Raw genomic sequence first — 25,082 nt, forward strand, 5'->3', positions numbered from 1 at the left:
GTAATGATATGATTTCTAGATAGAGTTATTTAGTGTATGCATACAGTTTTATAATTATTTAAGGAAAGAGTTGATATAGATATGAAAGATGTATTACACATTGGTCTAGATGTAGGATCTACTACAGTAAAAGTAGCAATTATGGATAAAAACTATAATTTAATATATGGTGATTACAGAAGGCACTATTCAGATATTAAAAATTCAATCAAAGAAATTTTGACTAGTATAAAAGATGAGTATAAAGATAGCTTTGTTACTATAAATGTTACAGGATCTGGTGGACTTTCAGTTTCAAAGTGGTTAGATATAGATTTTGTTCAAGAAGTTGTTGCATCAACAACAACAGTAGAAAGATTGATTCCAGAAACTGATGTAGCTATAGAACTTGGTGGAGAAGATGCAAAAATCACCTACTTTAAAGGCGGAATAGAACAAAGAATGAATGGAACTTGTGCAGGGGGTACTGGTGCTTTTATAGACCAAATGGCTTCACTTTTGCAAACAGATGCTACAGGATTGAATGAATTATCCAAAAATCATCAACTCATATATCCCATAGCAGCTAGGTGTGGAGTATTTGCAAAGACAGATATTCAACCACTTTTAAATGAAGGTGCTAGAAAAGAAGATTTAGCAACTTCAATTTTTCAAGCAGTAGTAAACCAAACTATAAGCGGACTTGCTTGCGGTAAACCTATAAGGGGAAATATAGCATTTTTAGGCGGACCTTTATATTTTTTATCTGAATTAAGAGACAGATTTAAAGAAACATTAAAACTAGAAGATAATCAGGTTATATTCCCTGAAAATTCACAGCTATTTGTAGCTATGGGAGCAGCTTTATATTCTGGTAAATCTAAAATAATTAGTTTTTCTAAGATTATAAAAGGATTAGATGTGTTAGATACAAATCAAAGTCATGAAGTTGAAAGGTTGATGCCTCTTTTTAAAGATAAAGATGAAAAAAAAGCTTTTGATGAAAGACATAATTTAGCAGCTACCAAAAGAGGGGACCTTTCTAAATACAAAGGAAACTGCTATTTAGGAATAGATGCAGGATCTACAACAACTAAGCTTGTATTAATGGGGGAAGATAAAGAAATATTATATTCTTTTTATGGAAGTAATAAAGGAAATCCATTAAAACTTATTACAGAGATATTAAAAGATATATATACTAAAATCCCAAAAGAGGCTAAAATTATAAATTCAGCAGTTACTGGATATGGTGAAGGCTTAATGAAGTCTGCATTTAAAATAGATATTGGAGAAATAGAAACTATTGCTCACTATAAAGCAGCAAATAATTTTCTACCAGGTGTAGAATTTATATTAGATATTGGTGGACAAGACATGAAATGCCTAAAAGTTAAGGACGGGGTTATAGAGAGTATACTTCTAAATGAAGCTTGCTCTTCTGGTTGCGGATCCTTCATTGAAACTTTTGCAAAATCATTAGGACTTACAGTAGAAGAATTTGCAAAGGAAGCACTTGAATCAAGAGCGCCTGTAGATTTAGGATCTAGATGTACTGTGTTCATGAATTCTAGAGTGAAACAAGCTCAAAAGGAAGGGGCTACTATAGCAGATATTTCTGCAGGACTTTCCTATTCTGTTATAAAAAATGCTATTTTTAAGGTAATAAAGATTAGAGACCCTAAAGATATGGGTGAAAAGATAATTGTTCAAGGTGGTACTTTTTATAATGACTCAGTTTTAAGAAGTTTTGAGTTAATTTCTAATAGAGAAGTTATAAGACCGGATATAGCAGGTCTTATGGGAGCTTATGGAGCCTCTATAATAGCTAAGGAAAGACATATAGAAAATCAAGAAAGTACTTTGTTAAAAGAAGAAGAACTTTTAAACTTTAAAGTGGAAAGTACTATGAGAAGATGTGGACTTTGTGCAAATAATTGTTTGCTTACAATAAATAGTTTTCCAAATAACGAAAAATTCATATCGGGTAATAGGTGTGAAAGAGGGGCAGGAAAAGAGAGTTTAAGTACAGAACTTCCTAATTTATATGAATATAAATATAAAAGATTATTTGATTACAAATCGCTACCACTAGAAGAAGCAAAAAGGGGAAGAGTGGGGATACCGAGAGTTCTTAATGTTTATGAAAATTATCCATTTTGGCATAAATTCTTTACGGAACTTAAGTTTAGAGTAGAATTATCTCCAAGATCTTCTAAAAACATACTAGATTTAGGAATGGAAACTATACCATCAGAATCAGTTTGTTATCCAGCAAAATTAGTACATGGACATGTTATGAGCCTTATAAATAAAGGGATTGATTTTATATTTTATCCATGTATAGCTTATGAAAGAAATGAAATTAAAGAGGCTAATAACCATTATAATTGCCCTATAGTTACATCTTATGGTGAAGTAATAAAAAACAATATGGATGTAATAAAAGAAAAAAATATAAATTTCAAAAATCCATTTTTATCTCTTGAAAACAAAAAACGACTTGCAAAAAGGCTTTATGATGAATTAAAAGAGTTTTCTATAAGTTATGCAGAAGTTATATCTGCAGTGGACAAGGCCTGGGATGAAATGGACAACTTTAAGCAAGATATAAGAATAAAATCGGCAGAAGCACTAGAATATATAAAAAGAACAGGCAAAAAGGGTATTGTTTTAAGTGGAAGGCCTTATCATATAGATCCAGAAATAAATCATGGTATAGCTGAACTTATAAATACCTATGATATGGCAGTGTTTACAGAGGACAGTGTAAGTCATCTAGGAGAGGTAGAAAGGCCACTAAGAGTAGTAGATCAATGGATGTATCATAGCAGGTTATATGCAGCAGCTAGTTTTGTTGCAACACAGGACTCATTAGAACTTGTTCAATTAACTTCCTTTGGATGTGGACTTGATGCAGTTACAACAGATCAAGTGCAAGAAATATTAGCTAAAAAAGGCAAGATATATACATTACTTAAAATAGATGAAGGAAACAATCTAGGAGCTGTAAAAATAAGATTAAGATCTCTGAAAGCTTCTATGGAAGAAAGGGAAAGATCCGGATACGTACCAGTAATTAGCAATGAAACTCAAGAGAGAATACCATTTACAAAGGAAATGAGAAAAAATCATACTATATTAGCACCGGAAATGTCACCTATCCATTTTCAATTTATAGAAACAGCCTTTAGGGCTAGTGGGTATAATCTTGTAATACTACCGACAGTAGATAGTGCAGCTGTAGAAGAAGGCTTAAAATATATAAACAATGATGCTTGTTATCCTTCTATAATTGTTGTAGGTCAGTTAATACAGGCCCTTAAGTCCGGAAAATATGATATTAACAATACATCTATTATTTTAAGCCAAACTGGGGGAGGATGTAGGGCAACTAATTATATCGGATTTTTAAGAAAAGCTCTTAAAGAAGCTGGATTTAAAAATGTTCCTGTAATTTCATTAAATGCAGGAGGGCTAGAAAAGAATCCTGGTTTTTCTTTAACTCCAGGGTTAATTAACAAAGGCATTATGGGTATAGTTTATGGAGACTTATTAATGAGAGTTTTATATAAAGTAAGACCTTATGAGAAAATCAAGGGGTCTTCTAATGAGTTATACAATAATTGGGTAAAAAAGATTAACATTAATGTATCAAATGGAAATCATAAAGAGTTTAGACAAAATATTAAAGATATAGTATATGACTTTGATAATTTAGAAATAAATCATGTAGTGAAGCCTAAGGTTGGTCTTGTAGGTGAAATATTAGTTAAGTTCCATCCTTCAGCAAACAATAATGTGGTAGAACTTATTGAAAAAGAAGGTGCTGAGGCTGTTATGCCAGACTTGTTAGATTTCTTTTTGTATTCTTCCTATGATCAAGATTATAAATATAAATATCTTTCAGGGAGTAAAATATCTCAAGTACTAGGGAATGCTGCTATAAAAGCTATGGAATATTACAGAAAAACCTTAAGAGAAGCATTAGAGGAAAGTAAAAGATTTGAACCGCCAAAACATATAAAAGAACTAGCTTTTAAAGCTTCAAAGATAATATCTTTAGGTAATCAAACAGGAGAAGGTTGGTTTTTAACAGCAGAGATGATAGAACTTATAGAAGGTGGAACACAAAATATAATTTGTATGCAGCCTTTTGCATGTCTACCTAATCATGTAACTGGTAAGGGAATGATAAAAGCACTTAAAGCAAATTATCCAAAAGCTAATATAGTGGCTGTGGATTATGATCCGGGAGCTAGCGAAGTAAATCAACTAAATAGAATAAAATTAATGCTTTCTGCAGCTTTTAAGAATCTTGAAAAACCAATTAAACCAAAGGAAATAGAGGAAATAGAAGAAAAGCAATTAGCAGATCAATGTAATAAATTATAAAGCTTGACACTAGAGGTATAAGTAAGATAATATAATTATTAAAATGAATATGTTGCAGTGATAAAGAGGAGTAAAGAATATAGTGCTTTAAGAGAGAAAGACTCATAGGTTGAAAAGTCTTTTATGTTACTTATTCTTGAAGGTAGCTTTTGAGCATTTTTGCTGAAAATTTAGTAAGCAAAAACGGTGCTTTGCCGTTATTATTTAAGAGCCATTTAGTTAACTGCTAAATGGGAAAAAAGGTGGTACCACGAGTCTTCGTCCTTTTATAGGAGGAGGCTCTTTTTTTGTATTCAAAAACAATTAAAATCAGATTTTATCTATTACACAAAATATTAGTTTGGAATTTAAAAGGAGGATATAATTATGGATGAGAAGAAAAACTTAGAGACGAAATATAGTCCAAAAGATTTTGAAGAAAAGATATATAAAAACTGGGAAGAAAAAGGATACTTTACTCCTAAGGTGGATCTTAACAAAAAGGCTTATACTGTAATAATGCCACCACCTAATATTACAGGAAGGCTGCATCTAGGTCACGCATTAGATAATACACTTCAAGATATGATTATAAGATTTAAAAGAATGCAAGGGTACAATGCTCTATGGCTTCCAGGAGAGGACCATGCAAGTATAGCAACTGAAGTTAAGGTGGAAAATGAATTATTAAAAAAAGGTATCAAAAAGAAAGAGATTGGTAGAGACGCTTTTTTAGAAAAGGTTTGGGAATGGACCGATGAGTATAGAGATAATATTAGATCACAAATTAAGAAAATGGGATGTTCTGTAGATTTTACTAGAGAAAGTTTTACCATGGATGAAAGACTAGATAAAGCTGTAAAACATGTTTTTGTAAAACTTTATAATGAAGGTCTTATATATCAAGGAAATAGAATTACTAACTGGTGCCCAAAATGTGTTACTGCTATTTCAGATGCTGAAATTGAACATAAGGAACAACAAGGTAACTTCTGGCACATAAAATATCCTTTAGTTGGAACAGATAGATTTTTAGAAATAGCCACTACAAGACCTGAAACAATGCTTGGAGATACTGCTGTTGCTGTAAACCCAAAGGATAAAAGATATAAAGATATAGTAGGGAAAATGTTATTATTACCTTTAGTAAATAGAGAAATTCCTATCATAGCTGATGAATATGTAGATATGGAATTTGGAACTGGAGCTGTTAAAATAACACCAGCACATGATCCAAATGATTATGAGGTAGGTAAAAGGCATAGCTTAAAAGAAATAAGGATAATGGATGATAAGGGTAATATAAATGAGTTCGGAGGAAAATACGAGGGCCTTGAAAGATATGAAGCTAGAAAGGCTATAGTAGAGGATTTGAAAAAAGAAGGATACCTAGTTAAGATAAAGGAACATGTACACAATGTAGGATTTCATGATAGATGTGGTACAGTGGTTGAACCTATAATATCAAAACAGTGGTATGTAAAGATGGAAAGTTTAGCAGCGCCTGCTATAAAGGCTGTAAAGGATGGCGAAACTAAATTCATACCAGAAAGATTTGAAAAGACATATTATAACTGGATGGAAAATATACAGGATTGGTGTATATCAAGGCAACTTTGGTGGGGTCATAGAATTCCAGTTTGGTACTGTGAGTGTGGCGAGATAACAGTTAGTGAAAAAACTGTAAATTGCTGTCCTAAATGTGGAAGCCATAATTTAAAGCAGGACTCTGATGTTCTAGATACTTGGTTTAGTTCAGCCCTTTGGCCTTTTTCAACACTTGGATGGCCAGAAAAGACTGAAGACTTAGAGTACTTTTACCCTACAGACACCTTAGTTACAGGATATGATATTATATTCTTCTGGGTAGCTAGAATGGTGTTTTCAGGAATACACAACCTTGGAGAGGTACCTTTTAAAAATGTATTCATCCATGGTATGGTAAGAGATTCAGAAGGTAGAAAAATGTCTAAATCTCTTGGAAATGGTGTGGACCCTTTAGAAGTTATAGATGAGTATGGTGCAGATGCATTAAGATTTATGCTTGTTACAGGAAATGCTCCAGGAAATGACATAAGATTTTATCCTGAAAGAGTTGAGTCTGCAAGAAACTTTGCAAATAAAATTTGGAATGCATCAAGGTTTGTTATGATGAACTTAGATGAAGAGTTAATGAATGAATATAAAGATTCTAAAGAATATACTTTAGCTGACAGATGGATATTATCTAAAATGAATTCGCTTATAAAAGAAGTAACAGAAAATATGGATAAGTTTGAACTTGGAATTGCTCTTCAAAAGGTATATGATTTTATATGGATAGAATTTTGTGATTGGTATATTGAGCTTGTGAAGCCTATACTTTATGGTGAAGATAAAAAACAAAAGGCTACCACATTAAATGTATTAAAGAAAGTTTTAACTGTTTCATTACAACTACTTCATCCTGTAATGCCTTTTATTACAGAAGAGATATATATTCACTTAGATAGTGAGTATGAGTCTATAACTATATCTCCCTTTCCTGAGTATCAGGAAAGCTTAGTAGATGATAAGGCTGAAACTCAAATGACTTATATAGTAGAGGGTATAAAGTCCTTAAGAAATGTAAGGGCTGAGATGAATGTTATACCATCAAGAAAGACTAAAGTTCTTGCTTATGTATTAGACGAAGCTAAGGAGGCCTTTGATAAGGGTAAGACTTACTTTGAAAAGTTAGCTTCTGTAAGTGAAGTTGAAATAATAAAAGATAAGGAAAATCTTCCTGAAAACTTAGTTTCATTAGTAGTTAAAGGTGGAGAACTATTCATACCTTTACTAGATTTAGTTGATAAAGAAAAAGAACTAGAAAGATTAAATAAGGAAAAAGATAAACTTAAATCTGAAATAGAAAGAGTTCAAAAGAAACTTTCAAATGAAAAATTTGTGTCTAAGGCTCCAGAATCTGTAGTTGAGGAAGAAAAAGCTAAGGGAGAAAAATATAAATCTATGTTAGAGGCTATTTTACTTAGAATTGAAAGTTTAAACTAAAATTATAAAGGACTTAAGTATAGGTTCATATAAAGACATTTTAAAAGTTAACAAAACTTTTAAAGGTAAGAAAATGAAAAAACATTTTCTTACCTTAGGTCTTTAATTAATATAAATATTTTACATAAGCTTAAAGGAGTTGAGATAGTTGACTTGGAATAATGCAGTAGATTTTATGAGTTATGAAGAAGCTAGAAGTTATATAGATGACACAGCGAAGTTTGGAAACAACTATGGATTATCGCGAACAGAAAAGATTTTAGAACTTCTTGGAAATCCTCATAAAAAGATAAAATGTATACATGTAGCAGGTACTAATGGAAAAGGATCTACTACAGCAATGATAAATGAAATGCTTTTCAAAGCTGGGTATAAAGTAGGAATGTACACATCCCCATACCTAGAGGAATTTGAAGAAAGGATGCAAATTAATAAAGAAAATATTTCAAAAGATAATTTAAGAAAAATAATATCAAAATTAGCGAAAGTAGTAAATGAAGTTATTAAATTAGGTTATGAGCATCCTACAGAATTTGAGATAATAACTTGTGCTATGTATTTATATTTTTATTTAGAAAAGGTTGATTATGCTGTAATTGAGGTAGGACTTGGAGGAAGACTTGATTCTACTAATGTTATAACACCCTTAATATCAGTTATAACATCTATAAGTTATGATCATATGGATATATTAGGATCAACTTTAACAGAAATTGCCACAGAAAAAGCAGGTATAATTAAAAAAGGAATACCTGTAGTATGTTATCCTCAAAATGAGGAAGCTTTAGAAGTGATAAAAAACAAATGTAAAAAAGAGGGATCGGAACTTGTATTAATTAAAGAAGATTCAGCTAAATTAATAGAGGTTATAGAAAAAGAAAATTCATTGACTCAAGCTTTGGAAATAAGTACTAAAAAGGATACTTATTTTATAGAATTATCTCTTTTAGGACAACATCAGATATTAAATGCTTCACTTGCTGTTTCGGTTATAGAAGAACTTTGTAGCATTGAAAATATTGAAATAGAAAGTAATACTATAATTAAGTCTCTAAAAGATGTTAAGTGGCCAGCTAGGCTTGAAGTTGTAAAGTATGATAAAGGTAAGGTAATTATAGATGGAGCTCATAACATAGATGGGATTATGAAGCTTAAAGAGAGCATAACCACCTATTTTAAATACGACAAAATGATTTTAATATTAGGAATCCTTGCGGACAAGCAAGTTGATGAAATGCTAAGTGTCATAGCACCTATGAGCAAAAAGATCATAACAGTAACTCCACATAGCAAAAGGGCAGAACTAGCCTTAGAATTAAAAAATCATGTAAAAAGGTACAATGAAAATTGTGAGTCAATAGAAGATTATAAAAAGGCCTACGAAAAGGCTTTAACATATGCATCTCCAAAGGATATTATAGTAATTTCGGGATCCCTTTATATGGTTGGAGATATGAGAAAGATAATAAAAGATAAACATTTATAAAGGCAATTAGTATTAAAATTTAAAAATAAAGATGTGGTTATATTCGCCTAGATAAGAATATAACCACATCTTTTTATCTTTATAAAACTAATGTTTCTATTGCGTTAGAAAGTTGATCAGGGCAAGAAGTGCTTTTTTTACCACATTTTATTCCCTTTAGTTTTTCTATTACCTCAATAGGTGTCATACCTGAAACTAAACTAGAAATTCCAAGAGCGTTACCAGCACAACCACCTTCAAAATTAACATTAGTAATTTTATTATTTACTATCTCAAAAGATATGCTTTTTGAGCAAACACCGCTAGTCTTATATTTATACATAATTATAAATCCCCCTAATTATATCTAATGTAGTAGTTATTAAATTAAATTATTTTTGAATACTACCCAATTGTTATAAAGCACATATAATAACTATTATATCAAAAAGATAAGGCGATGAAAACTATTACTATAGGAAAGGAGTGGTGCTATTATGGATTATCTCTATATATGCAATACAGGATCTGATTCTGTTTCTAAAGTATGTCTAAAAGACTTAAAGGAAAGAAAAATTAATATTAAAAGGCAAAGTGAACTAGTTGGACCACATGGGATATGTCCATGGAAAAGCTATGTAATAGTAGCTAATAATTACAACGATACAATATCTATATTAGATATTACAGAAGATAAAGAGGTGGCAAACTATTATATAGGGTCTCATTGTAATGATTTAAAGGTATTTAAGGAATATGCTTATGTGATTTGTGGGGAATCTAATACTTTAGTTATATTTGATTTAATAAGTAGAAAAGTTATAAGAGAACTTCCTTGTGGAAACATGCCTCATAGTATTGATATATGTAAAAACAGTGGTGTAGCTGCGGTGGCTAATATGGCGGGGCATGAAATATCTATTATAGATTGTAATAAAAATGAGGTGATAAAAACCATAAATCTTTTTGAATCTTATCCAACAAAAGTAATACTTAGTGAGGATGGAGAAAATATAATAGTATGTGAAAGTAATATGGGCATTGATAGAAATGGAAGAATAAACATTTTAGCTATAAATCAAGGCAAATCTGTAGCTACTGTTGAAACCGGCAGATGTCCTGTAGATATGTCAGTAGACTTTAAAAAGAATTTAGGATTTGTATCTAATTTTTCTGAAGGAACTATAAGTATTTTAGATTTAAAGCATATGGAAGAGATAAAAAGGGTATATCTAGGTGGAACACCAAGGGGAATATTGCAACATAAGAAATTTTTATATGTAGGAGACAACTATAATAATGTGCTTATTAAATATGACATATATAAGGGCAATAAAAATGCCATTACCATAGATAAAGAACCTAATGGAATGGCATTAGTATAAACTTAACTGTTTATAAGAAGTTGCATTATTTTATTATATATTTCAGAAGAATTTGATTTCCATTTATCACAAAGTGACATAGCTTGCTTATTTGAAGTAACATTTATTTTTAAATCCATAAGCATAAAGTCGTTTTCTATAGCTTTTAAGTCTACTATAAAGTTACCATTGTCGTCAATGGTATAGTCAGAAGTTAGGGTAAGTTCTCTTTTTATGGTGTCTAATCTTTCTTTTATATAAGCCTCTATAACTTCTGTTTTAGAAGGAGATATTCTATCTTGAAACATAGATAGTACCTTTTCTCCTTTAGCAGACAATACTAAGACTTTTTTCTCATTTTTTTTATCGTAGCTAATAAAAGACGATGAAATTAATTCTGTTATATATTGTTGTAGTGTAAAGTAGTTTATAAAACCATTTTCTAGAATCATTTCTGTTAATTGACTATTAGATATAGGTATCTTTATACTTTTCAATATATATAGCACCATTAATTTGTTTTCCGCTAGTTCTAAAGTGCTTTCATACATTACTATTCCCACCCTCCCTTTATAAATGAAAGTGTACTTATATATTATAGCATAAAAAGCATTTAAAATCTTTATCCCTTTATTATTTTAAAATTAAAAAAGATATTTTAAACTTCTGAATATATGTGAGTTAACATTAATATTAATTAATATAGAGAGGGGTAGGGGAGGTTTAATATGGAGAAGGTTATTAAGAAAAAAATAATTAAGAAAGGGATAATTTCTTTGATTTTAGTAACTGTAGTAATTTTCACTTATATTACTTTAGGTAATGGAAATTTTTTAGTTGATTCAAAAGTTCAGAAAAAGGTGCCTATATATTCAGTAGAAACCAGTGAGAAAAAGATTTCTTTCACCTTTGATATAAGTTGGGGGTTAGACAATGTGGAAGAAATACTAGATGTATTAGATGAATATAATGTAAAGGCCACATTTTTTGTTGTAGGTGGATGGATTGATTATGATTTAAAAAATGCAGAAATGGTGAAAGAAATACATAAAAGAGGTCATGAAATAGGAAATCATAGTAACATGCATCCAGATATGAGTAAAATATCTAAAGATAGAATTATAAAAGAGTTAGAAGCTACTAGTGCTAAGATAAAAAATATAACTAATGAAGATGTAAAACTTTTTAGATGTCCTAGTGGAGCGTATAATAATCTTCTAATTGATACAGCGCAAGGGCTTAATTATTATGTTATTCAGTGGGATGTAGATAGTATAGATTGGAAGTCAGAGGGGTCTGAGATTGAATATAATAGAGTTATAGATAAAACTAAAGCTGGATCTATACTTTTATTCCATAATGATGCAAAATATACACCTAAAAATATTCCAAGGATTATTCAATACTTTAAATCTAAAGGTTATGAAATAGTGAAGGTTGGGGACCTTATATATAAAGAAAATTATAAGATTGATAGTTTAGGAGTGCAAAAGCTAATGAATCAGTAAAATAATTAAGATGAAGATTTAAGTAAATGTAATATAAATGAATGTGTATTGTAGAAAATAGTAATAATTGTATGCGTAGTAGAATATTTTAGTTATATAAGATGATAAAAAAACAAAGGGAGAGAGGGGCTAATATGGATAATTTGATGTTGAACAATAAGATTTATTTAGAGGGGAAGATTGTTTCGGATCTAGAGTTTAGTCATGAAATGTATGGAGAAGGGTTTTATATATTTTATTTAGAGTCTACAAGACTAAGTGATGCAAGTGATATTTTGTCTATAACTATATCAGAAAGACTAATGGGTGGTATAAAATTTGAAATTGGTACAGAAGTGGCATTAGAAGGACAACTAAGGTCTTATAATAAATTTATAGATGGATGCAATAGACTTATATTGACGGTATTTGCAAGGAATATAGAGCTTTGTCTTGAAAAAAGTAAAAATCCTAATGAAATATTCTTAGATGGATTTATATGCAAGGAACCAGTATATAGAACCACTCCTTTTGGTCGTGAAATAGCAGATATATTAATAGCGGTTAATAGACCCTATAATAAATCTGACTATATACCAACAATAGCTTGGGGAAGAAACTCAAGATTTTGCCAAACCTTGAGTGTTGGAGATAACATAAGGATTTGGGGAAGACTTCAGAGTAGGGAATATCAAAAAAAAGTATCTGAAAATGAATATGTGAAGAAGGTAGCCTATGAAGTATCCACATCTAAAATGGAGAAGGTTGTTAAAGAGGATTCGGACGTGGATGAATCAAATCATGATGAAAAAGTAGTTTAAAAAATCACTGCTAAGGTAATTCTTATATGTTTACCCTAGCAGTGATTTTTATTTGTGAAAATTAATTATTTTCTAAGATCATCTAAAAGTTTGGTTTTATCTTTAGTTTTATCATCAACAACTTTTATAATTTTAGCTGGAGTGCCTGCAACAACTACATTTTCAGGAACATCTTCAACTACAACTGAACCAGCTGCAACTACAGATCCTTTGCCTATTTTAACGCCTTCTAAGATAACAGCATTTGCTCCTATTAATACATTATCTCCAATTTCACAAGGTGTTTTACTTGGTGGCTCTAAGACACCTGCAACTATAGCTCCAGCTCCAAGGTGGACACTTTTACCAAGCTTTCCACGGGCTCCTACTACAGCATTCATATCTACCATAGAACCTTCGCCTATTTCTGCGCCTATGTTAATAATTGCGCCCATCATTATAACTGAATTTTTGCCTATAGAAACTTTATCTCTTATAACTGCACCTGGTTCTATCCTTGCATCAACTTCTAAAAGGTTTATAAGAGGAATTGCAGAGTTTCTTCTATCGTTTTCCATTCTAAAGTGTTTAATTGTTTCTTTATTGTTTAATATGAAATTGGAAATCTCATCACTTTCACCAAAAAGTATATAAATTCCCTCAGAGCCATACCATTCTATAGTTTCAGGAAATGTGCCAAGGGTACCATTTACATAAGTTTTTACCGGCGTAGATTTTTTTGATTCTTTTATGTATCTTGCAATTTCATAAGGGTCAGTTAAATCATAGTTCATATAATTAAATCATCCTTTCAAACTTTGATGTATTTTTTTCTTTAATATAATATAATAGATTATATCATATTATATCATATTATATAATTATTATTCTGAGAAAAGAGGGTAATCTACATGAATGAAAACCTTAAAAATGTTGAAGTTTCGGGTATAAGGAAGTTTTTTGATAAGGTAACAAAAGTTGAAGGAGCAATATCTTTAACATTAGGGCAACCTGACTTCGCGGTTCCAGTGCCTATAAAAGAGGGCATAATAAAGGCCTTAAATGAAAATAAAACTAAATATACACCTAATAATGGAATTCCAGAGCTTAGAGAAAAGATAAGTAAGTATTTATCTACAATGAATATTCATTACGATAAACAGGAAATTTGTGTTACAGCTGGAGGAAGCGAAGGCTTATTTTGTCTTTTTACAGCTATATTAAATAAGGGTGATAAAGTACTTATACCATCAATAGCGTATCCCTCTTATGAAGCCATATCAAAAATACTAGGAGCAGATGTTAGCTATTACAATTTAAAAGAAGATTTATCTATAGATATAGAAGACATCAAAGAAAAATTAAAAAAAGATAATATAAAGGCCATGGTATTATCTTTCCCATCTAATCCAACAGGTACAGTTTTAAGTAAGAAAGATTTAAAAGAGTTGCATGATACATTAAAGAAAAGTTCAACTATAATAATTTCCGATGAAATATATAGTTCTATAAATTTTGAGGGAAATTATTATTCTATATCTCAATATGAAGATATTTTGGATAGAGTTATTTTAATAAGTGGATTTTCTAAAATGTTTTCTATGACAGGCCTTAGAATAGGCTATGTATGTGCAAAAGAAAAATACATTAAAGAAATTACTAAGATTCATCAATATAATGCATCTTCTGCACCGTCAATTGTACAGTGGGGTGTATATGAAGGATTTGAAGAGGGTATGGAATATGTAAAGATTATGAGAGATGAATTTAAAAAAAGATCTGAATATGTATATGATAGACTGATATCTATGGGGGTTGAAAGTAATCTACCAAAAGGAGCCTTTTATATATTTCCTTCAATAAAAAAATATGGACTAAGTAGTGAAGATTTTTGCTTAAGGTTACTGAAAGAATCAAAGGTAGCATTGGTTCCGGGGTCTGCATTTGGACCAGCTGGAGAGGGCTATGTAAGAATTTCTTATTCATATAGTATGGATACCTTAAAAAAGTCTTTAGATTTATTAGAAGTGTGGCTAAAAAATAATTTTAAACACATTTAAAAGGTGAGTAAAGGAGATAACCTTACTATTCTAGATTTGTTTCTAGGTAGTAAGGTTATTTGCTTTATATTAACAAAATGTATATGAGCATACTTTTTAGTATTTATATAAAAGAATATAGAATAATTTGCAAATTAAGTGAGTATATAATTAATAGAATTTAAAAGTATATAAGAAATGTAATTGACATAAAAAATAAGTTGTGGTAATATTATAAAAAATGAAACGCACATTTAATTATTAATCAATTATCAGTAAACTAAATCAAACCTATAGATTAAACCTATAATTAAAAAAATCAATGAAATTACCTTTCAAAAATAAGTGTAGTATACTTCAGCCTATGTATACGTCAATAAATTACCTAACATGCTATTTAAGTATTTACTATATATAATCCTACAAAGATTAGTCTGAATATTGTGACATATGAGAGGGGGCGCAACATTAGATTTAAACTTAAAGAAGGGGGGAAATATCTTGATAAAGTATATTTTAAAAAGGTTATTTGCAAGTATTATAACTATTTGGATCGTTATTACGTTAACTTTCTTTTTAATGAGATTAATGCCAGGAGGACCCTTTGATGGGGAAAAAAAGGTACCACCACAAATTAAAGCTAACTTAGAAGCAAAATTTGGGATGGATAAGCCTCTTGGGACGCAGTATGTAATATATATGAAAAATCTTTTAAAAGGAGATCTTGGTCCATCTATGAAATATGAGGGTAGAACCGTTAGATGGGTTATTGGTTATTCATTTCCAACCTCAGCTAAGCTAGGTATTGTTGTAGTTATAGTAGCTTTGGCTTTGGGGGTTTATATGGGGGTAATCTCAGCTTTGAATCAAGGGAAATGGCCTGATTATCTTTGTATGATTTTAGCTACCTTGGGTGTTACTGTGCCAAGTTTTGTAATGGCCACATTGCTCATACTGGTGTTTTCAGTTAAATTAGGGCTTTTACCAGTAATAGGGTTTGGAAGTGCTAAAAACTATATAATGCCTGTAATAGCACTGGGTGGATACTCCATAGCATTTATAGCAAGGCTTACAAGGTCTAGACTAATAGAGGTGGTGCAGCAAGATTATGTGAGAACAGCTAAAGCTAAAGGATTAAGTAGAAATACTGTTATATACAAGCATGCTTTAAGAAATTCATTAATACCTATTGTTACTTATTTAGGACCACTAGTTGCTGGAATACTTACAGGAAGTTTTGTTGTTGAAAGAATATTTGGTATACCAGGACTTGGTGGAGAATTCGTAAATTCCATTAATAATAGGGATTACACCACTCTTTTGGGAGTTACAGTTTTTTATAGTGTCTTATTAGTTGTATGTAATTTTATTGTTGATATTTTATATGTAATCATAGATCCAAGGATTAAGCTTGATAATTTAAAGACTGAATAGTTGGGGGGGTGACTAATATGGAGATTAATGAAAAAATAGATATAGAAATGTTCAATAAGGTTTCTGATGAAGAAAAGATAAAAGATGAGATAGTAAGGCCAAGTGTTACCTATTGGCAAGATGCGTGGAGAAGACTAAAAGCAAATAAACTTGCAATAGTATCTTTAGGTTTTATTATAGCAATTACCCTAGGAGCAATTTTTGTACCTATGTTTTCTAAGTTTGATTATTTCAGTAATGATTTTAGCGTGGCTAATCAAAGATCTAGTTCAATTCATTGGTTTGGAACAGATCAATTTGGAAGAGATTTATTTGTGAGAATTATGTATGGAGCTAGATATTCTTTAACTATAGCTTATGTAGCCTCTTTTCTTAATTTTGTTATAGGAGTTTTATACGGAGGTATTGCAGGATATGTGGGGGGAACTGTAGACAGTGTAATGATGAGAATTGTAGATATTATATATTCTATACCAATGATGATATATGTAATATTGCTTATGGTTATTATTGGACCTGGACTTAAAAGTATAATAGTGGCGCTTGCTATTTCGTATTGGCTTTCAATGGCTCGTATTGTAAGAGGAGAAATATTACAGCTTAAGGAACAAGAATTTGTTCTTGCAGCTAGAGTTCTAGGAGCTAATGGGAAGCGTATATTATTAAGACACCTAATACCTAATAGTATGGGATCTATAATTGTAACACTAACCTTGTTAATTCCTTCAGCAATATTTACTGAGGCCTTTCTAAGCTTTGTGGGACTCGGAATTCCAGCACCAAAAGCATCTTGGGGAACTTTAACTTCTGAAGCACTTCAAGGGTATACCATATATCCTTATCAGTTAATATTTCCGTCACTAGCCATCTGTTTTACTATATTAGCTTTTAACCTTTTAGGAGATGGACTTAGAGATGCTTTGGATCCAAAATTAAGAAAATAAGCTGATTAAGGGGTGATATATATGGAAAACTTATTAGAAATAAGGGACTTAAAAACTAGCTTCTTCACCCATGTGGGCGAGGTTAAAGCTGTGGGGGGCATATCTTTTAGTTTGAAAAAAGGTCAGGCAGTAGGGATAGTAGGTGAGTCTGGCAGTGGAAAAAGTGTAAGTATGATGTCCTTAATGAGACTTTTGTCTGATAACGGAAAGATTATAAATGGTGAAATAATATTTGATAATAAAGATTTAGTGAAACTAAAAGAAAAGGATATGGAAAAAATAAGAGGAAATGATATAGGGATGATATTTCAGGACCCGATGACTTCCTTAAATCCTGTTTATACCATAGGAAAACAGGTAATTGAACCTTTAATGAAGCATAAATCAATGACTAAAACTGAAGCTTACAATACTGCATTAAAGATGTTATCAATTGTTGGAATACCAAGTCCTGAAAAAAGAATGACACAGTATCCTCATGAGTTTTCAGGTGGAATGAGACAAAGAGTTATGATAGCTATGGCCATGGTGTGTGATCCAAAATTATTGATTGCAGACGAGCCTACAACAGCTCTCGATGTAACTATACAAGCTCAAATACTTGAACTTATGAAAGATCTTAAAGAAAAGATTAATACATCAATTATATTGATAACTCATGACCTTGGAGTAGTTGCTGATGTGTGTGATGATATAAATGTAATGTATGGAGGACTTATTATTGAAAAGGGCAGCAAAGAGGATATTTTTTATCATCCAAAGCATCCATACACTTGGGGATTACTTAGGAGCATTCCAAATCCTAAAGCTCAGTTAAAGGAAAGGTTAAAACCTATTGATGGTCAGCCGCCAGATTTATTAAAGCCTCCTGTAGGATGTCCTTTTGCCCCTAGATGTGAATATGCCATGAAAATATGTTTAGCTAAAAGGCCTCCATTTTTTAAGATTAACGAATATCATACTTCGGCCTGTTGGTTAAATCATCCAAACTCTATTAAAGTAATGGCACCAGTTGGTAGGGAGGCGATCAAAAATGTCTGAAAAAAAAGAAGTGTTATTAGAAGTAAATAATTTAACCAAATTCTTTCCAGTTAAGAAAGGAAGTTTTTTAGGAAGTAAAAGCTATGTTAAGGCTGTAGATAGGGTAAGCTTTAAAATTAATAGAGGAGAAACTTTAGGTCTTGTAGGAGAATCAGGTTGTGGAAAAACTACTCTAGGGAGGACTGCAGTTAGGCTTTATGATACTACAGCAGGAGAAATAATATATAAGGGAGTAGATTTAGCTAAATATAGTCAAAAACAGATGTTACCATATAGAAGAAAATTGCAAATGATATTTCAAGATCCTTATGCCTCCTTGGATTCAAGAATGACAGTAGGAGATATAATAGGTGAAGCTATAGATATACACAACCTTGGAAAGGGAAAAGAAAGGTTGGATAAGATCAGAAGTCTTTTAGATAAGGTTGGGTTAAATGGAGATCATATAAGTAGGTATCCACATGAATTTTCAGGAGGGCAAAGACAAAGAATTGGTATTGCAAGAGCTCTTGCAGTAGAACCAGAATTTATAGTTTGTGACGAACCTATTTCAGCATTGGATGTATCTATACAAGCACAGGTTGTAAACATGCTAGAGGATTTACAAAAGGACTTAGGCTTAACCTATCTTTTTATTGCTCACGATTTATCTATGGTTAAGCATATATCTAATAATATAGGAGTAATGTACTTAGGAAGACTTGTAGAGGTTGGAGAAAGTAATGAACTTTATGATCATCCTCTTCATCCATATACTCAGGCTCTTCTTTCTGCAATACCTATACCTGATCCAAAAGCATCTGCAGCACAAAGGAGAATTGTTTTAAAGGGAGAAATCCCATCGCCAATAGATCCGCCTCCAGGATGTAGATTTAAAGGAAGATGTAAATATGCAAAACCAATATGTTCTGAAGAGGACCCAGATTTAAAAGAAGTCCAAAACAACCACTTTGTTGCATGCCATCTATATTAATCTCTATTAATTTTAGGAGGTGACGTTAAGAAGGGTTAATGGATTATATAAAATTTATTATAAAGGGGGAAGGAAAATGTTAAAAAGGAATACTAAAATAATAGGTTTATTACTAGCTTTTGCTGTAGGTTCAACTATATTTGCAGGATGTTCTAAAAAAGAAGAAGGGGGCGTAGATAAGAAAGCAGATCAAGTAATAGTTTATAACCTAGGAGCGGATCCTAAAACTTTAGATCCAGCTTTGAATGCCGCAGTAGATGGTGCTACTGTATTGTCAAACGCCTTTGAAGGATTAACTAAATTAGATGATAAAGATGCTCCGGTAGCTGGAGTAGCTGAAAAGTGGGATGTTTCTAAGGATGAGTTAGAATATACATTTCATCTTAGAAAAGATGCAAAATGGTCTGATGGAGAGCCAGTAAAAGCTTCTGATTTTGAATATGCATGGAAGAGAGCATTAGACCCTAATACTGCAGCAGAATATGCGTATCAGTTATATTACCTAAAAAATGCTGAGTCTTATAATAGTAAAGAAGCTAAAGATGGCAAGGCAAAGGCTACTGTAGATGAAATAGGGGTAAAAGCTGTAGATGATAGTACCCTTAAAGTTACACTTGAATATCCAACAAAATACTTTTTATCACTAACAGCTTTTCCTACTTATTTCCCAGTAAGAAAAGATATAGTAGATAAAAACCCAACAGCCTGGGCTAACGAAGTAAGTAGTTATATTTCCAACGGGCCATTTAAAATGTCAGAATGGAAACCTAAAGATACTATAACTTTTGTAAAGAACGAAAATTACTGGAATGCAAGTAAAATTAAATTAGATAAAATAGAGTATAAAATGATTGATGAGGCTACAGCAGCGTTGTCAGCATTTAAGACTGGCCAATTTGATATAATAGAATCACCGCCAGCTCAAGAACTACCTAACCTTTTAAAAGATGGCACAGCTAAGATATATCCTAGTCTTGGAACTTATTTCTACTGTTTAAACTTGTCTGATAAGGCTGAAGGCGTAGATAAAGAAGCAGCTAAAGCTTTAAAAGATCCTAAGGTTAGAAAAGCTTTAACATTAGCTATAAATAGAAAAGACATAGTTGAAAATGTAACTAAAGGTGAACAAATACCTGCAGTTAGTTTTGTACCTAAGGGTATAAAAGAAAGTGGAGATAAAGATTTCCAAAACAAAGAATATTACAAACCAGAAGGAAATATAGAAGAGGCTAAAAAGTTATTAGCTGAAGCTGGATATCCAGAAGGAAAGGGATTCCCTACAATACCTCTATCATACAATACTAATCAAGGGCATCAAAATATAGCTCAAGCAGTTCAAGATATGTGGAGAAAAAATTTAGGTATAGAAGTAGAATTAAAGAATGAGGAATGGAAGGTTTTCCAAGAATCTAGAAACAATAAAGATTATATAATTGCAAGACATGGTTGGATAGGAGATTACTCAGATCCTATGACATTTTTAGATATGTGGTCATCAACTTCTGGAAATAATGATGCAGCTTATAATAATCCAGACTATGATAAAGCATTAAATAATGCGAAAAATGAATTAGATCCAGCTAAAAGAATGGCATTTTTACATGAAGCAGAGGATATATTAATGAATGATATGCCTATAGTACCTATTTATTACTACACAAATATTATATGCCAAAAAGATTATGTTAAAGGTGTAGTAAAATCACCTCTAGGTTTTGTATTCTTTGAAAATGCTTATGTAGAAAAATAAAAGATAATAAAAATATAAAGAGCACTAAAAAGTGCTCTTTATATTTTTATTCTTTTCATTATAATAAATTAGCTGGGAATTTTACTACAAAATCATGAATTTAAAGATCTATCATATCATCCATATTATATAAACCTTTATACTTATTAGAAATAAACTCACAAGCTCTTAATGCTCCAAAAGCGAAGACATCTCTTGAAATTGCTTTGTGATTAATTTCTATTACCTCGCCAGAACCAGCAAAAATAACATCGTGATCTCCTACAATATTTCCACCTCTTATAGAATGCATACCTATTTCTTTAGGATCTCTTTTTTTATTGCCTTCTCTACCATGAATAAGTTCTGTTGAATCTTTAATTGATTCTTGTATGGTATGAGCTAATAAAAGGGCTGTGCCACTAGGGGAATCAACCTTTTGATTATGGTGCTTTTCTATAATTTCAATATCAAAATTTTCATATAAAAAAGGAGCAATATTTTTTAGAATATTATTTATTACATTTATGCCTATACTCATATTAGCAGATCTAAATATAGGAATATAGTTACTATATTCATTTATTAAATCAATATCTTCCTTTGAGTATCCTGTAGTGCATAAAACTAAAGCCATTTTTTTTGACCTTGAATATTTAAGAATAGACTTTAAGGCTTCTTTCCTAGAAAAGTCTAGTATTACATCGGCAGTAATATTACAATCCTCAATACTAGAAAATACAGGATAAGAACACTTAGAATCATTTTTATCTATACCTGCAACGAGATCAATATTTTTAAAGTCGCTTAGGCAGCTAGTAACCACTTTGCCCATTTTGCCATTACAACCATTTAGTATTAATTTAACCATAAAATCTCTCCTTATTTCAACAAACCATATTTATGCATTTCATTTTCTAAAGTTTTTAAATTATTGTCATCCATAGAACATAGAGGTAATCTTAAATCTCCTACATTCAGGCCCATTAAATTAAGGGCAGTTTTTACTGGAATAGGGTTTGTTTCTATAAATAAAGAATTAGTTAAATCTAATGATTTAAGCTGAACATCTAAAGCTTCATCTACCTTGCCATCAAGGTATAGATGACACATATCATGTACATCTTTTGGAATTATATTAGCTAAAACTGATATTACACCTATGCCTCCTAATGACAATATAGGTATTATTTGATCGTCATTTCCAGAATAAATATCTATTTTATCTTTGCAAAGAGCCTTATATTTAGCTACTTGAGAAATATCACCACTAGCTTCTTTAACTGCAACCACATTTTTAAGTTTTGCAAGTTCTAATAATGTAGTAGGTGAGATATTCATACCAGTCCTGCTAGGAACGTTATAAAGTATTATAGGTGTATTCACCGCATTGGAAATAGCAGTGAAATGAGCTATAAGACCTTTGTTATTAGTTTTGTTGTAATAAGGTGTTATAACCAAAAGGCCATCTACACCTATTGATTCAGCCCATTTACTCATTTCCATGGAAGCTTTTGTATCGTTAGTACCTGTACCTGCAATAACAGGAATTCTCTTATTTATAGTATCTACTGTAAATTTTATAACTTCTTTTTTTTCTAAGGTAGACATAGTCGAAGCTTCACCAGTAGTGCCACAAATAATTATGGCATCTGTATTAGAATCTACATGCCATTCTAGTAATTCCTTTAATTTATCAAAATCTACGCCTTTTTCATTAAATGGTGTAACAATAGCTACTCCAGAGCCTTTGAATAACGCCATAAAGATCCCTCACTTTTTATATTTATTAGTATAAAAGATATATCTTTTATACTTTCTTTATATTACATTATATAGTTAATAGTGATAAAAATATATACTTTCTTTTGATTTTAATGCTATTTGTACACTTTGACAGTTAATTTTAGTAGCATATAAAGTATAGGTTAAGGTAAATTCCGTTATGAATATATTTTTTGTATTGGGAAAAGCTAATATAGAAAATATATACTTAAAAGGGGAGAAATCATATGGGAAAACCTGAATTGAAAAAGGTTATAAAATCAAAAATAAAATCTAACAAAGAACTTAGCACTGCAGAAAAGTTAAGAGAAGAATTAAAATACGAAATAGCAGAAGAGTTAGGTCTTAAAAATAAAGTTACATCATTAGGCTGGTCATCACTTACCTCAGAAGAAACTGGTAGAATAGGTGGTATAATGACTAAAAGAAAAAAAGAAATGAAAATACCCACTAATAAAGAAATACTGGAAAACCTAGAAAAGGATAGGATATTGGAAAGGTTGAAGAAATAAAAAGATAAAATATTAAAATGTAGTTGACTAAATAACAAATTATATATGATAATGATTAATATGATTTTATATAATACAGATGATAAGACTTACTTAAATAAATTGTTTGTAGTATTGATTAAATATAAAAAGATAGATGGGGAGGAGTTATAATAAAACCTAGATTATATAATAATTAGAATAAGTATTAATTTTTATATATTATATAAGTTTTAAATAACGCATGAATATGGAGAGTTACACAAAGATGTCCGAAGTTTATGATAAACTTATAAAGGAAGATGTAGACTATAACTTATTTTCGGATAAAATAATGGAAGTGGTAGAAAAATTAAATATAAACAAAGGGGATTATCTTGATGTGGGTTGCGGAACAGGCAATTTATCACTGATTATATCCCCTAAATTTAAATATACCTGGCTTGTTGACTACTCATCATCTATGTTATCGGAAACTTTTAACAAGTTTAAAGATAAAAACTTGAAGCCAACGATAATATGTCAAGATATGTGTGATCTAAACCTTAAGCATAAATTTGATCTTATTACCTGCACCTTAGATGCAGTGAACTATATTATAGAAGAGGGAGATCTTCAAAGGTTCTTTAATAACATATATAAGCATCTTAATGAAGGCGGAATATTTATTTTTGACATAAATTCGTATTATAAGTTAAGTAATGTTTTAGGAAACAATACATTTGTATATGATGAAGAAGATATATTTTATACATGGGAAAATAGTTTTGAAGAAGACATACTAGATATGTACCTTACATTTTTCTTAAAAAAGGATAATTTTTATGAAAGATTTGAGGAAACTCATTTTGAAAGGGCTTATAGCGATTCAAAAATAGAAGAGATGCTTCATAATGCTAATTTAATGGTAAAGGACAAGCTAGATTGTTATTCAACAAAAAAAATAGATGACTACACAGAAAGAATAGTATATGTAGTTAAAAAGAATATGGAGGAACAAAATGGAAGATAGATTGATTAGAGGTATAGCAAAAGATGGTATGATAAGAATAATAGCTGCAAGTACTACGAATCTTGTAGATGAGGCTACAAAAATACATAATTGTACGCCTACAGCAGCAGCAGCCCTTGGAAGACTTTTAACAGCAGGGACACTTATGGGGGTAATGTCAAAATCAAAGGAAGATAAATTAACTCTTCAAATGTCAGGAGGGGGACCTGCTGAAAGTTTAACAGTTACAGCCTATAGTGATGGAACTGTTAAAGGATATATAGGTAACCCTAATATTGATATCCCTCTTAACGATAAAGGAAAATTAGATGTAGGGTCAGCTATAGGTAAAAATGGTAATCTTACAGTAATAAGAGACCTAGGGCTTAAAGAACCCTATGTAGGACAAGTGCCTATATACACAGGTGAGGTAGGAGATGACCTAGCTTATTACTTTACAGTTTCAGAACAAACACCCTCTGCTGTGGCTTTAGGCGTATTAGTAGATACTGACTACAGTATAAAAGCTTCCGGTGGATTTATAATACAAATGATGCCAGGGGCGGATGAACTTGTAGCGGACCTTCTAACATATAGGTTAGAAGAAATAGATTCAATAACAGAAATGTTATCAAAAGGGATGAACATTGAAGAGATAATTAAATATATATTTGAAGACATGGATTTAAAAATTATTGATTCTCTTACACCAAAATTTAATTGTGATTGCTCTAGAGAAAGAGTGGAAAAAGCATTGATTAGTATTGGAAGGAAAGACTTAGAAGAAATATATGATGATGGAAAAACAGAAGAGCTTAAATGTCACTTTTGTAATAAAACATATTTATTCAAACATGAAGATATAGGAGAATTACTACAAAATATATAATCACAAAAGCAGTTATGTTTCATATATATAAGATATAAATATATTTATATCTTATATATATGTACAAAACAATAAACTTATAAAGTTATCATAATTTATACATAAATATAGAACGTGAATCTATAAATATATCCATAAATACAAAAATAGATCAGAAATAGAAAACTGTAAAGTTAGAGTATAATTTTAGTAGGCAGAACTAGTATAAAAAACTATATAAATAAAAGGAGATGCAAAAACATCTCCCCAATACATAAATTATCCATT

At 30.9% G+C, this 25,082-nt stretch carries 20 protein-coding genes and 1 other annotated feature; of the genes, 15 read left to right on the plus strand and 5 right to left on the minus strand.

Going from position 1 to position 25,082, the window contains the following annotated elements:
- Nucleotides 1-81: 81 nt before the first annotated feature.
- The 3 genes from BD821_RS07845 to BD821_RS07855 all read left to right on the plus strand — a co-directional run bounded on the left by BD821_RS07845 (nt 82) and on the right by BD821_RS07855 (nt 8,869).
- On the plus strand, nt 82-4,374 hold the full coding sequence (locus BD821_RS07845; protein WP_104410005.1) for a 2-hydroxyacyl-CoA dehydratase: 4,293 nt from the start codon (nt 82-84) through the stop codon (nt 4,372-4,374).
- Between the two features lie 48 nt (nt 4,375-4,422).
- Nucleotides 4,423-4,643, plus strand: a binding site (T-box leader).
- Nucleotides 4,644-4,740: 97 nt separating this feature from the next.
- On the plus strand, nt 4,741-7,383 hold the full coding sequence (locus BD821_RS07850) for a valine--tRNA ligase (protein ID WP_104410006.1): 2,643 nt from the start codon (nt 4,741-4,743) through the stop codon (nt 7,381-7,383).
- 175 nt (nt 7,384-7,558) lie between these two features.
- Nucleotides 7,559-8,869: a bifunctional folylpolyglutamate synthase/dihydrofolate synthase gene (locus BD821_RS07855; RefSeq protein ID WP_104410018.1), complete on the plus strand. Its 1,311-nt coding sequence runs from the start codon at nt 7,559-7,561 to the stop codon at nt 8,867-8,869.
- Between the two features lie 79 nt (nt 8,870-8,948).
- Here the strand turns inward: BD821_RS07855 and BD821_RS07860 are convergent, their stop codons facing one another.
- Nucleotides 8,949-9,191, minus strand: a complete 243-nt coding sequence (locus BD821_RS07860) for a TIGR03905 family TSCPD domain-containing protein (RefSeq protein ID WP_104410007.1) — start codon at nt 9,189-9,191, stop codon at nt 8,949-8,951.
- A gap of 154 nt (nt 9,192-9,345) precedes the next feature.
- On the opposite strand from BD821_RS07860, the gene BD821_RS07865 reads away from it, so the two are divergent.
- Complete coding sequence (locus BD821_RS07865) at nt 9,346-10,233, plus strand: YncE family protein (protein WP_104410008.1); 888 nt, start codon at nt 9,346-9,348, stop codon at nt 10,231-10,233.
- Nucleotides 10,234-10,235: 2 nt separating this feature from the next.
- Here BD821_RS07865 and BD821_RS07870 read toward each other — a convergent pair whose 3' ends face one another.
- Entirely contained in the window at nt 10,236-10,763 is a 528-nt protein-coding gene (locus BD821_RS07870) for a DUF4364 family protein (protein WP_029453000.1), read from the minus strand.
- 189 nt (nt 10,764-10,952) lie between these two features.
- On the opposite strand from BD821_RS07870, the gene pdaB reads away from it, so the two are divergent.
- Together pdaB and BD821_RS07880 are read left to right on the plus strand one after the other, a co-directional pair.
- Entirely contained in the window at nt 10,953-11,720 is a 768-nt protein-coding gene (pdaB, locus tag BD821_RS07875) for a polysaccharide deacetylase family sporulation protein PdaB (RefSeq protein WP_104410019.1), read from the plus strand.
- Between the two features lie 134 nt (nt 11,721-11,854).
- Nucleotides 11,855-12,520: a single-stranded DNA-binding protein gene (locus BD821_RS07880; RefSeq protein ID WP_029453002.1), complete on the plus strand. Its 666-nt coding sequence runs from the start codon at nt 11,855-11,857 to the stop codon at nt 12,518-12,520.
- Nucleotides 12,521-12,585: 65 nt separating this feature from the next.
- On the opposite strand, the gene dapD is transcribed toward BD821_RS07880, so the two are convergent.
- The gene (gene dapD / locus BD821_RS07885) at nt 12,586-13,293 is read right to left on the minus strand and encodes a 2,3,4,5-tetrahydropyridine-2,6-dicarboxylate N-acetyltransferase (RefSeq protein ID WP_029453003.1); all 708 of its coding nucleotides are present in this window, start codon (nt 13,291-13,293) and stop codon (nt 12,586-12,588) included.
- 117 nt (nt 13,294-13,410) lie between these two features.
- Here dapD and BD821_RS07890 point away from each other — a divergent pair, with 117 nt between their 5' ends.
- The 6 genes from BD821_RS07890 to BD821_RS07915 all read left to right on the plus strand — a co-directional run bounded on the left by BD821_RS07890 (nt 13,411) and on the right by BD821_RS07915 (nt 20,680).
- Entirely contained in the window at nt 13,411-14,559 is a 1,149-nt protein-coding gene (locus tag BD821_RS07890; protein WP_104410009.1) for a pyridoxal phosphate-dependent aminotransferase, read from the plus strand.
- A gap of 480 nt (nt 14,560-15,039) precedes the next feature.
- Nucleotides 15,040-15,972 carry an ABC transporter permease gene (locus BD821_RS07895; protein WP_104410010.1) on the plus strand — a complete coding sequence of 311 codons (933 nt, stop codon included), beginning with the start codon at nt 15,040-15,042 and terminating at the stop codon, nt 15,970-15,972.
- Between the two features lie 17 nt (nt 15,973-15,989).
- A complete protein-coding gene (locus BD821_RS07900; RefSeq protein WP_029453006.1) occupies nt 15,990-16,916 on the plus strand; it encodes an ABC transporter permease in 927 nt (308 codons plus the stop codon).
- Nucleotides 16,917-16,937: 21 nt separating this feature from the next.
- Nucleotides 16,938-17,957 (plus strand): ABC transporter ATP-binding protein, encoded by a 1,020-nt coding sequence (locus tag BD821_RS07905; RefSeq protein WP_029453007.1) that lies wholly within the window; start codon nt 16,938-16,940, stop codon nt 17,955-17,957.
- Nucleotides 17,950-18,930: an ABC transporter ATP-binding protein gene (locus tag BD821_RS07910; protein ID WP_104410011.1), complete on the plus strand. Its 981-nt coding sequence runs from the start codon at nt 17,950-17,952 to the stop codon at nt 18,928-18,930. The genes BD821_RS07905 and BD821_RS07910 overlap by 8 nt, the downstream gene beginning before the upstream one ends.
- A gap of 76 nt (nt 18,931-19,006) precedes the next feature.
- Nucleotides 19,007-20,680, plus strand: a complete 1,674-nt coding sequence (locus BD821_RS07915; protein ID WP_104410012.1) for a peptide ABC transporter substrate-binding protein — start codon at nt 19,007-19,009, stop codon at nt 20,678-20,680.
- A gap of 100 nt (nt 20,681-20,780) precedes the next feature.
- Here the strand turns inward: BD821_RS07915 and dapB are convergent, their stop codons facing one another.
- Nucleotides 20,781-21,530 (minus strand): 4-hydroxy-tetrahydrodipicolinate reductase, encoded by a 750-nt coding sequence (dapB, locus tag BD821_RS07920; protein WP_104410013.1) that lies wholly within the window; start codon nt 21,528-21,530, stop codon nt 20,781-20,783.
- 11 nt (nt 21,531-21,541) lie between these two features.
- Nucleotides 21,542-22,423 carry a 4-hydroxy-tetrahydrodipicolinate synthase gene (gene dapA, locus BD821_RS07925; RefSeq protein WP_104410014.1) on the minus strand — a complete coding sequence of 294 codons (882 nt, stop codon included), beginning with the start codon at nt 22,421-22,423 and terminating at the stop codon, nt 21,542-21,544.
- Nucleotides 22,424-22,671: 248 nt separating this feature from the next.
- Between dapA and BD821_RS07930 the strand changes: the two genes are divergently transcribed.
- The 3 genes from BD821_RS07930 to hslO all read left to right on the plus strand — a co-directional run bounded on the left by BD821_RS07930 (nt 22,672) and on the right by hslO (nt 24,815).
- Nucleotides 22,672-22,956 carry an alpha/beta-type small acid-soluble spore protein gene (locus BD821_RS07930; RefSeq protein WP_104410015.1) on the plus strand — a complete coding sequence of 95 codons (285 nt, stop codon included), beginning with the start codon at nt 22,672-22,674 and terminating at the stop codon, nt 22,954-22,956.
- A 247-nt stretch (nt 22,957-23,203) separates the two neighbouring features.
- Nucleotides 23,204-23,947, plus strand: a complete 744-nt coding sequence (locus tag BD821_RS07935; RefSeq protein ID WP_226104258.1) for a class I SAM-dependent DNA methyltransferase — start codon at nt 23,204-23,206, stop codon at nt 23,945-23,947.
- Nucleotides 23,937-24,815: an Hsp33 family molecular chaperone HslO gene (hslO, locus tag BD821_RS07940; RefSeq protein WP_029453014.1), complete on the plus strand. Its 879-nt coding sequence runs from the start codon at nt 23,937-23,939 to the stop codon at nt 24,813-24,815. The genes BD821_RS07935 and hslO overlap by 11 nt, the downstream gene beginning before the upstream one ends.
- Nucleotides 24,816-25,082: the final 267 nt, after the last annotated feature.

Source organism: Clostridium algidicarnis DSM 15099, assembly GCF_002934235.1.
Classification (GTDB): domain Bacteria; phylum Bacillota; class Clostridia; order Clostridiales; family Clostridiaceae; genus Clostridium_L; species Clostridium_L algidicarnis.

What these genes read in the sequence shown, in the direction of transcription:
- dapA (WP_104410014.1), bottom strand. Translation starts at nt 22,423, where the DNA reads ATGGCGTTATTCAAAGGCTCTGGAGTAGCTATTGTTACACCATTTAAT.
- BD821_RS07865 (WP_104410008.1), top strand. Translation starts at nt 9,346, where the DNA reads ATGGATTATCTCTATATATGCAATACAGGATCTGATTCTGTTTCTAAA.
- hslO (WP_029453014.1), top strand. Translation starts at nt 23,937, where the DNA reads ATGGAAGATAGATTGATTAGAGGTATAGCAAAAGATGGTATGATAAGA.
- BD821_RS07855 (WP_104410018.1), top strand. Translation starts at nt 7,559, where the DNA reads ATGAGTTATGAAGAAGCTAGAAGTTATATAGATGACACAGCGAAGTTT.
- BD821_RS07845 (WP_104410005.1), top strand. Translation starts at nt 82, where the DNA reads ATGAAAGATGTATTACACATTGGTCTAGATGTAGGATCTACTACAGTA.
- BD821_RS07870 (WP_029453000.1), bottom strand. Translation starts at nt 10,763, where the DNA reads ATGTATGAAAGCACTTTAGAACTAGCGGAAAACAAATTAATGGTGCTA.
- dapD (WP_029453003.1), bottom strand. Translation starts at nt 13,293, where the DNA reads ATGAACTATGATTTAACTGACCCTTATGAAATTGCAAGATACATAAAA.
- dapB (WP_104410013.1), bottom strand. Translation starts at nt 21,530, where the DNA reads ATGGTTAAATTAATACTAAATGGTTGTAATGGCAAAATGGGCAAAGTG.
- BD821_RS07905 (WP_029453007.1), top strand. Translation starts at nt 16,938, where the DNA reads ATGGAAAACTTATTAGAAATAAGGGACTTAAAAACTAGCTTCTTCACC.
- BD821_RS07900 (WP_029453006.1), top strand. Translation starts at nt 15,990, where the DNA reads ATGGAGATTAATGAAAAAATAGATATAGAAATGTTCAATAAGGTTTCT.
- BD821_RS07915 (WP_104410012.1), top strand. Translation starts at nt 19,007, where the DNA reads ATGTTAAAAAGGAATACTAAAATAATAGGTTTATTACTAGCTTTTGCT.
- BD821_RS07930 (WP_104410015.1), top strand. Translation starts at nt 22,672, where the DNA reads ATGGGAAAACCTGAATTGAAAAAGGTTATAAAATCAAAAATAAAATCT.
- BD821_RS07880 (WP_029453002.1), top strand. Translation starts at nt 11,855, where the DNA reads ATGGATAATTTGATGTTGAACAATAAGATTTATTTAGAGGGGAAGATT.
- BD821_RS07860 (WP_104410007.1), bottom strand. Translation starts at nt 9,191, where the DNA reads ATGTATAAATATAAGACTAGCGGTGTTTGCTCAAAAAGCATATCTTTT.
- BD821_RS07935 (WP_226104258.1), top strand. Translation starts at nt 23,204, where the DNA reads ATGTCCGAAGTTTATGATAAACTTATAAAGGAAGATGTAGACTATAAC.
- BD821_RS07890 (WP_104410009.1), top strand. Translation starts at nt 13,411, where the DNA reads ATGAATGAAAACCTTAAAAATGTTGAAGTTTCGGGTATAAGGAAGTTT.
- BD821_RS07850 (WP_104410006.1), top strand. Translation starts at nt 4,741, where the DNA reads ATGGATGAGAAGAAAAACTTAGAGACGAAATATAGTCCAAAAGATTTT.
- BD821_RS07910 (WP_104410011.1), top strand. Translation starts at nt 17,950, where the DNA reads ATGTCTGAAAAAAAAGAAGTGTTATTAGAAGTAAATAATTTAACCAAA.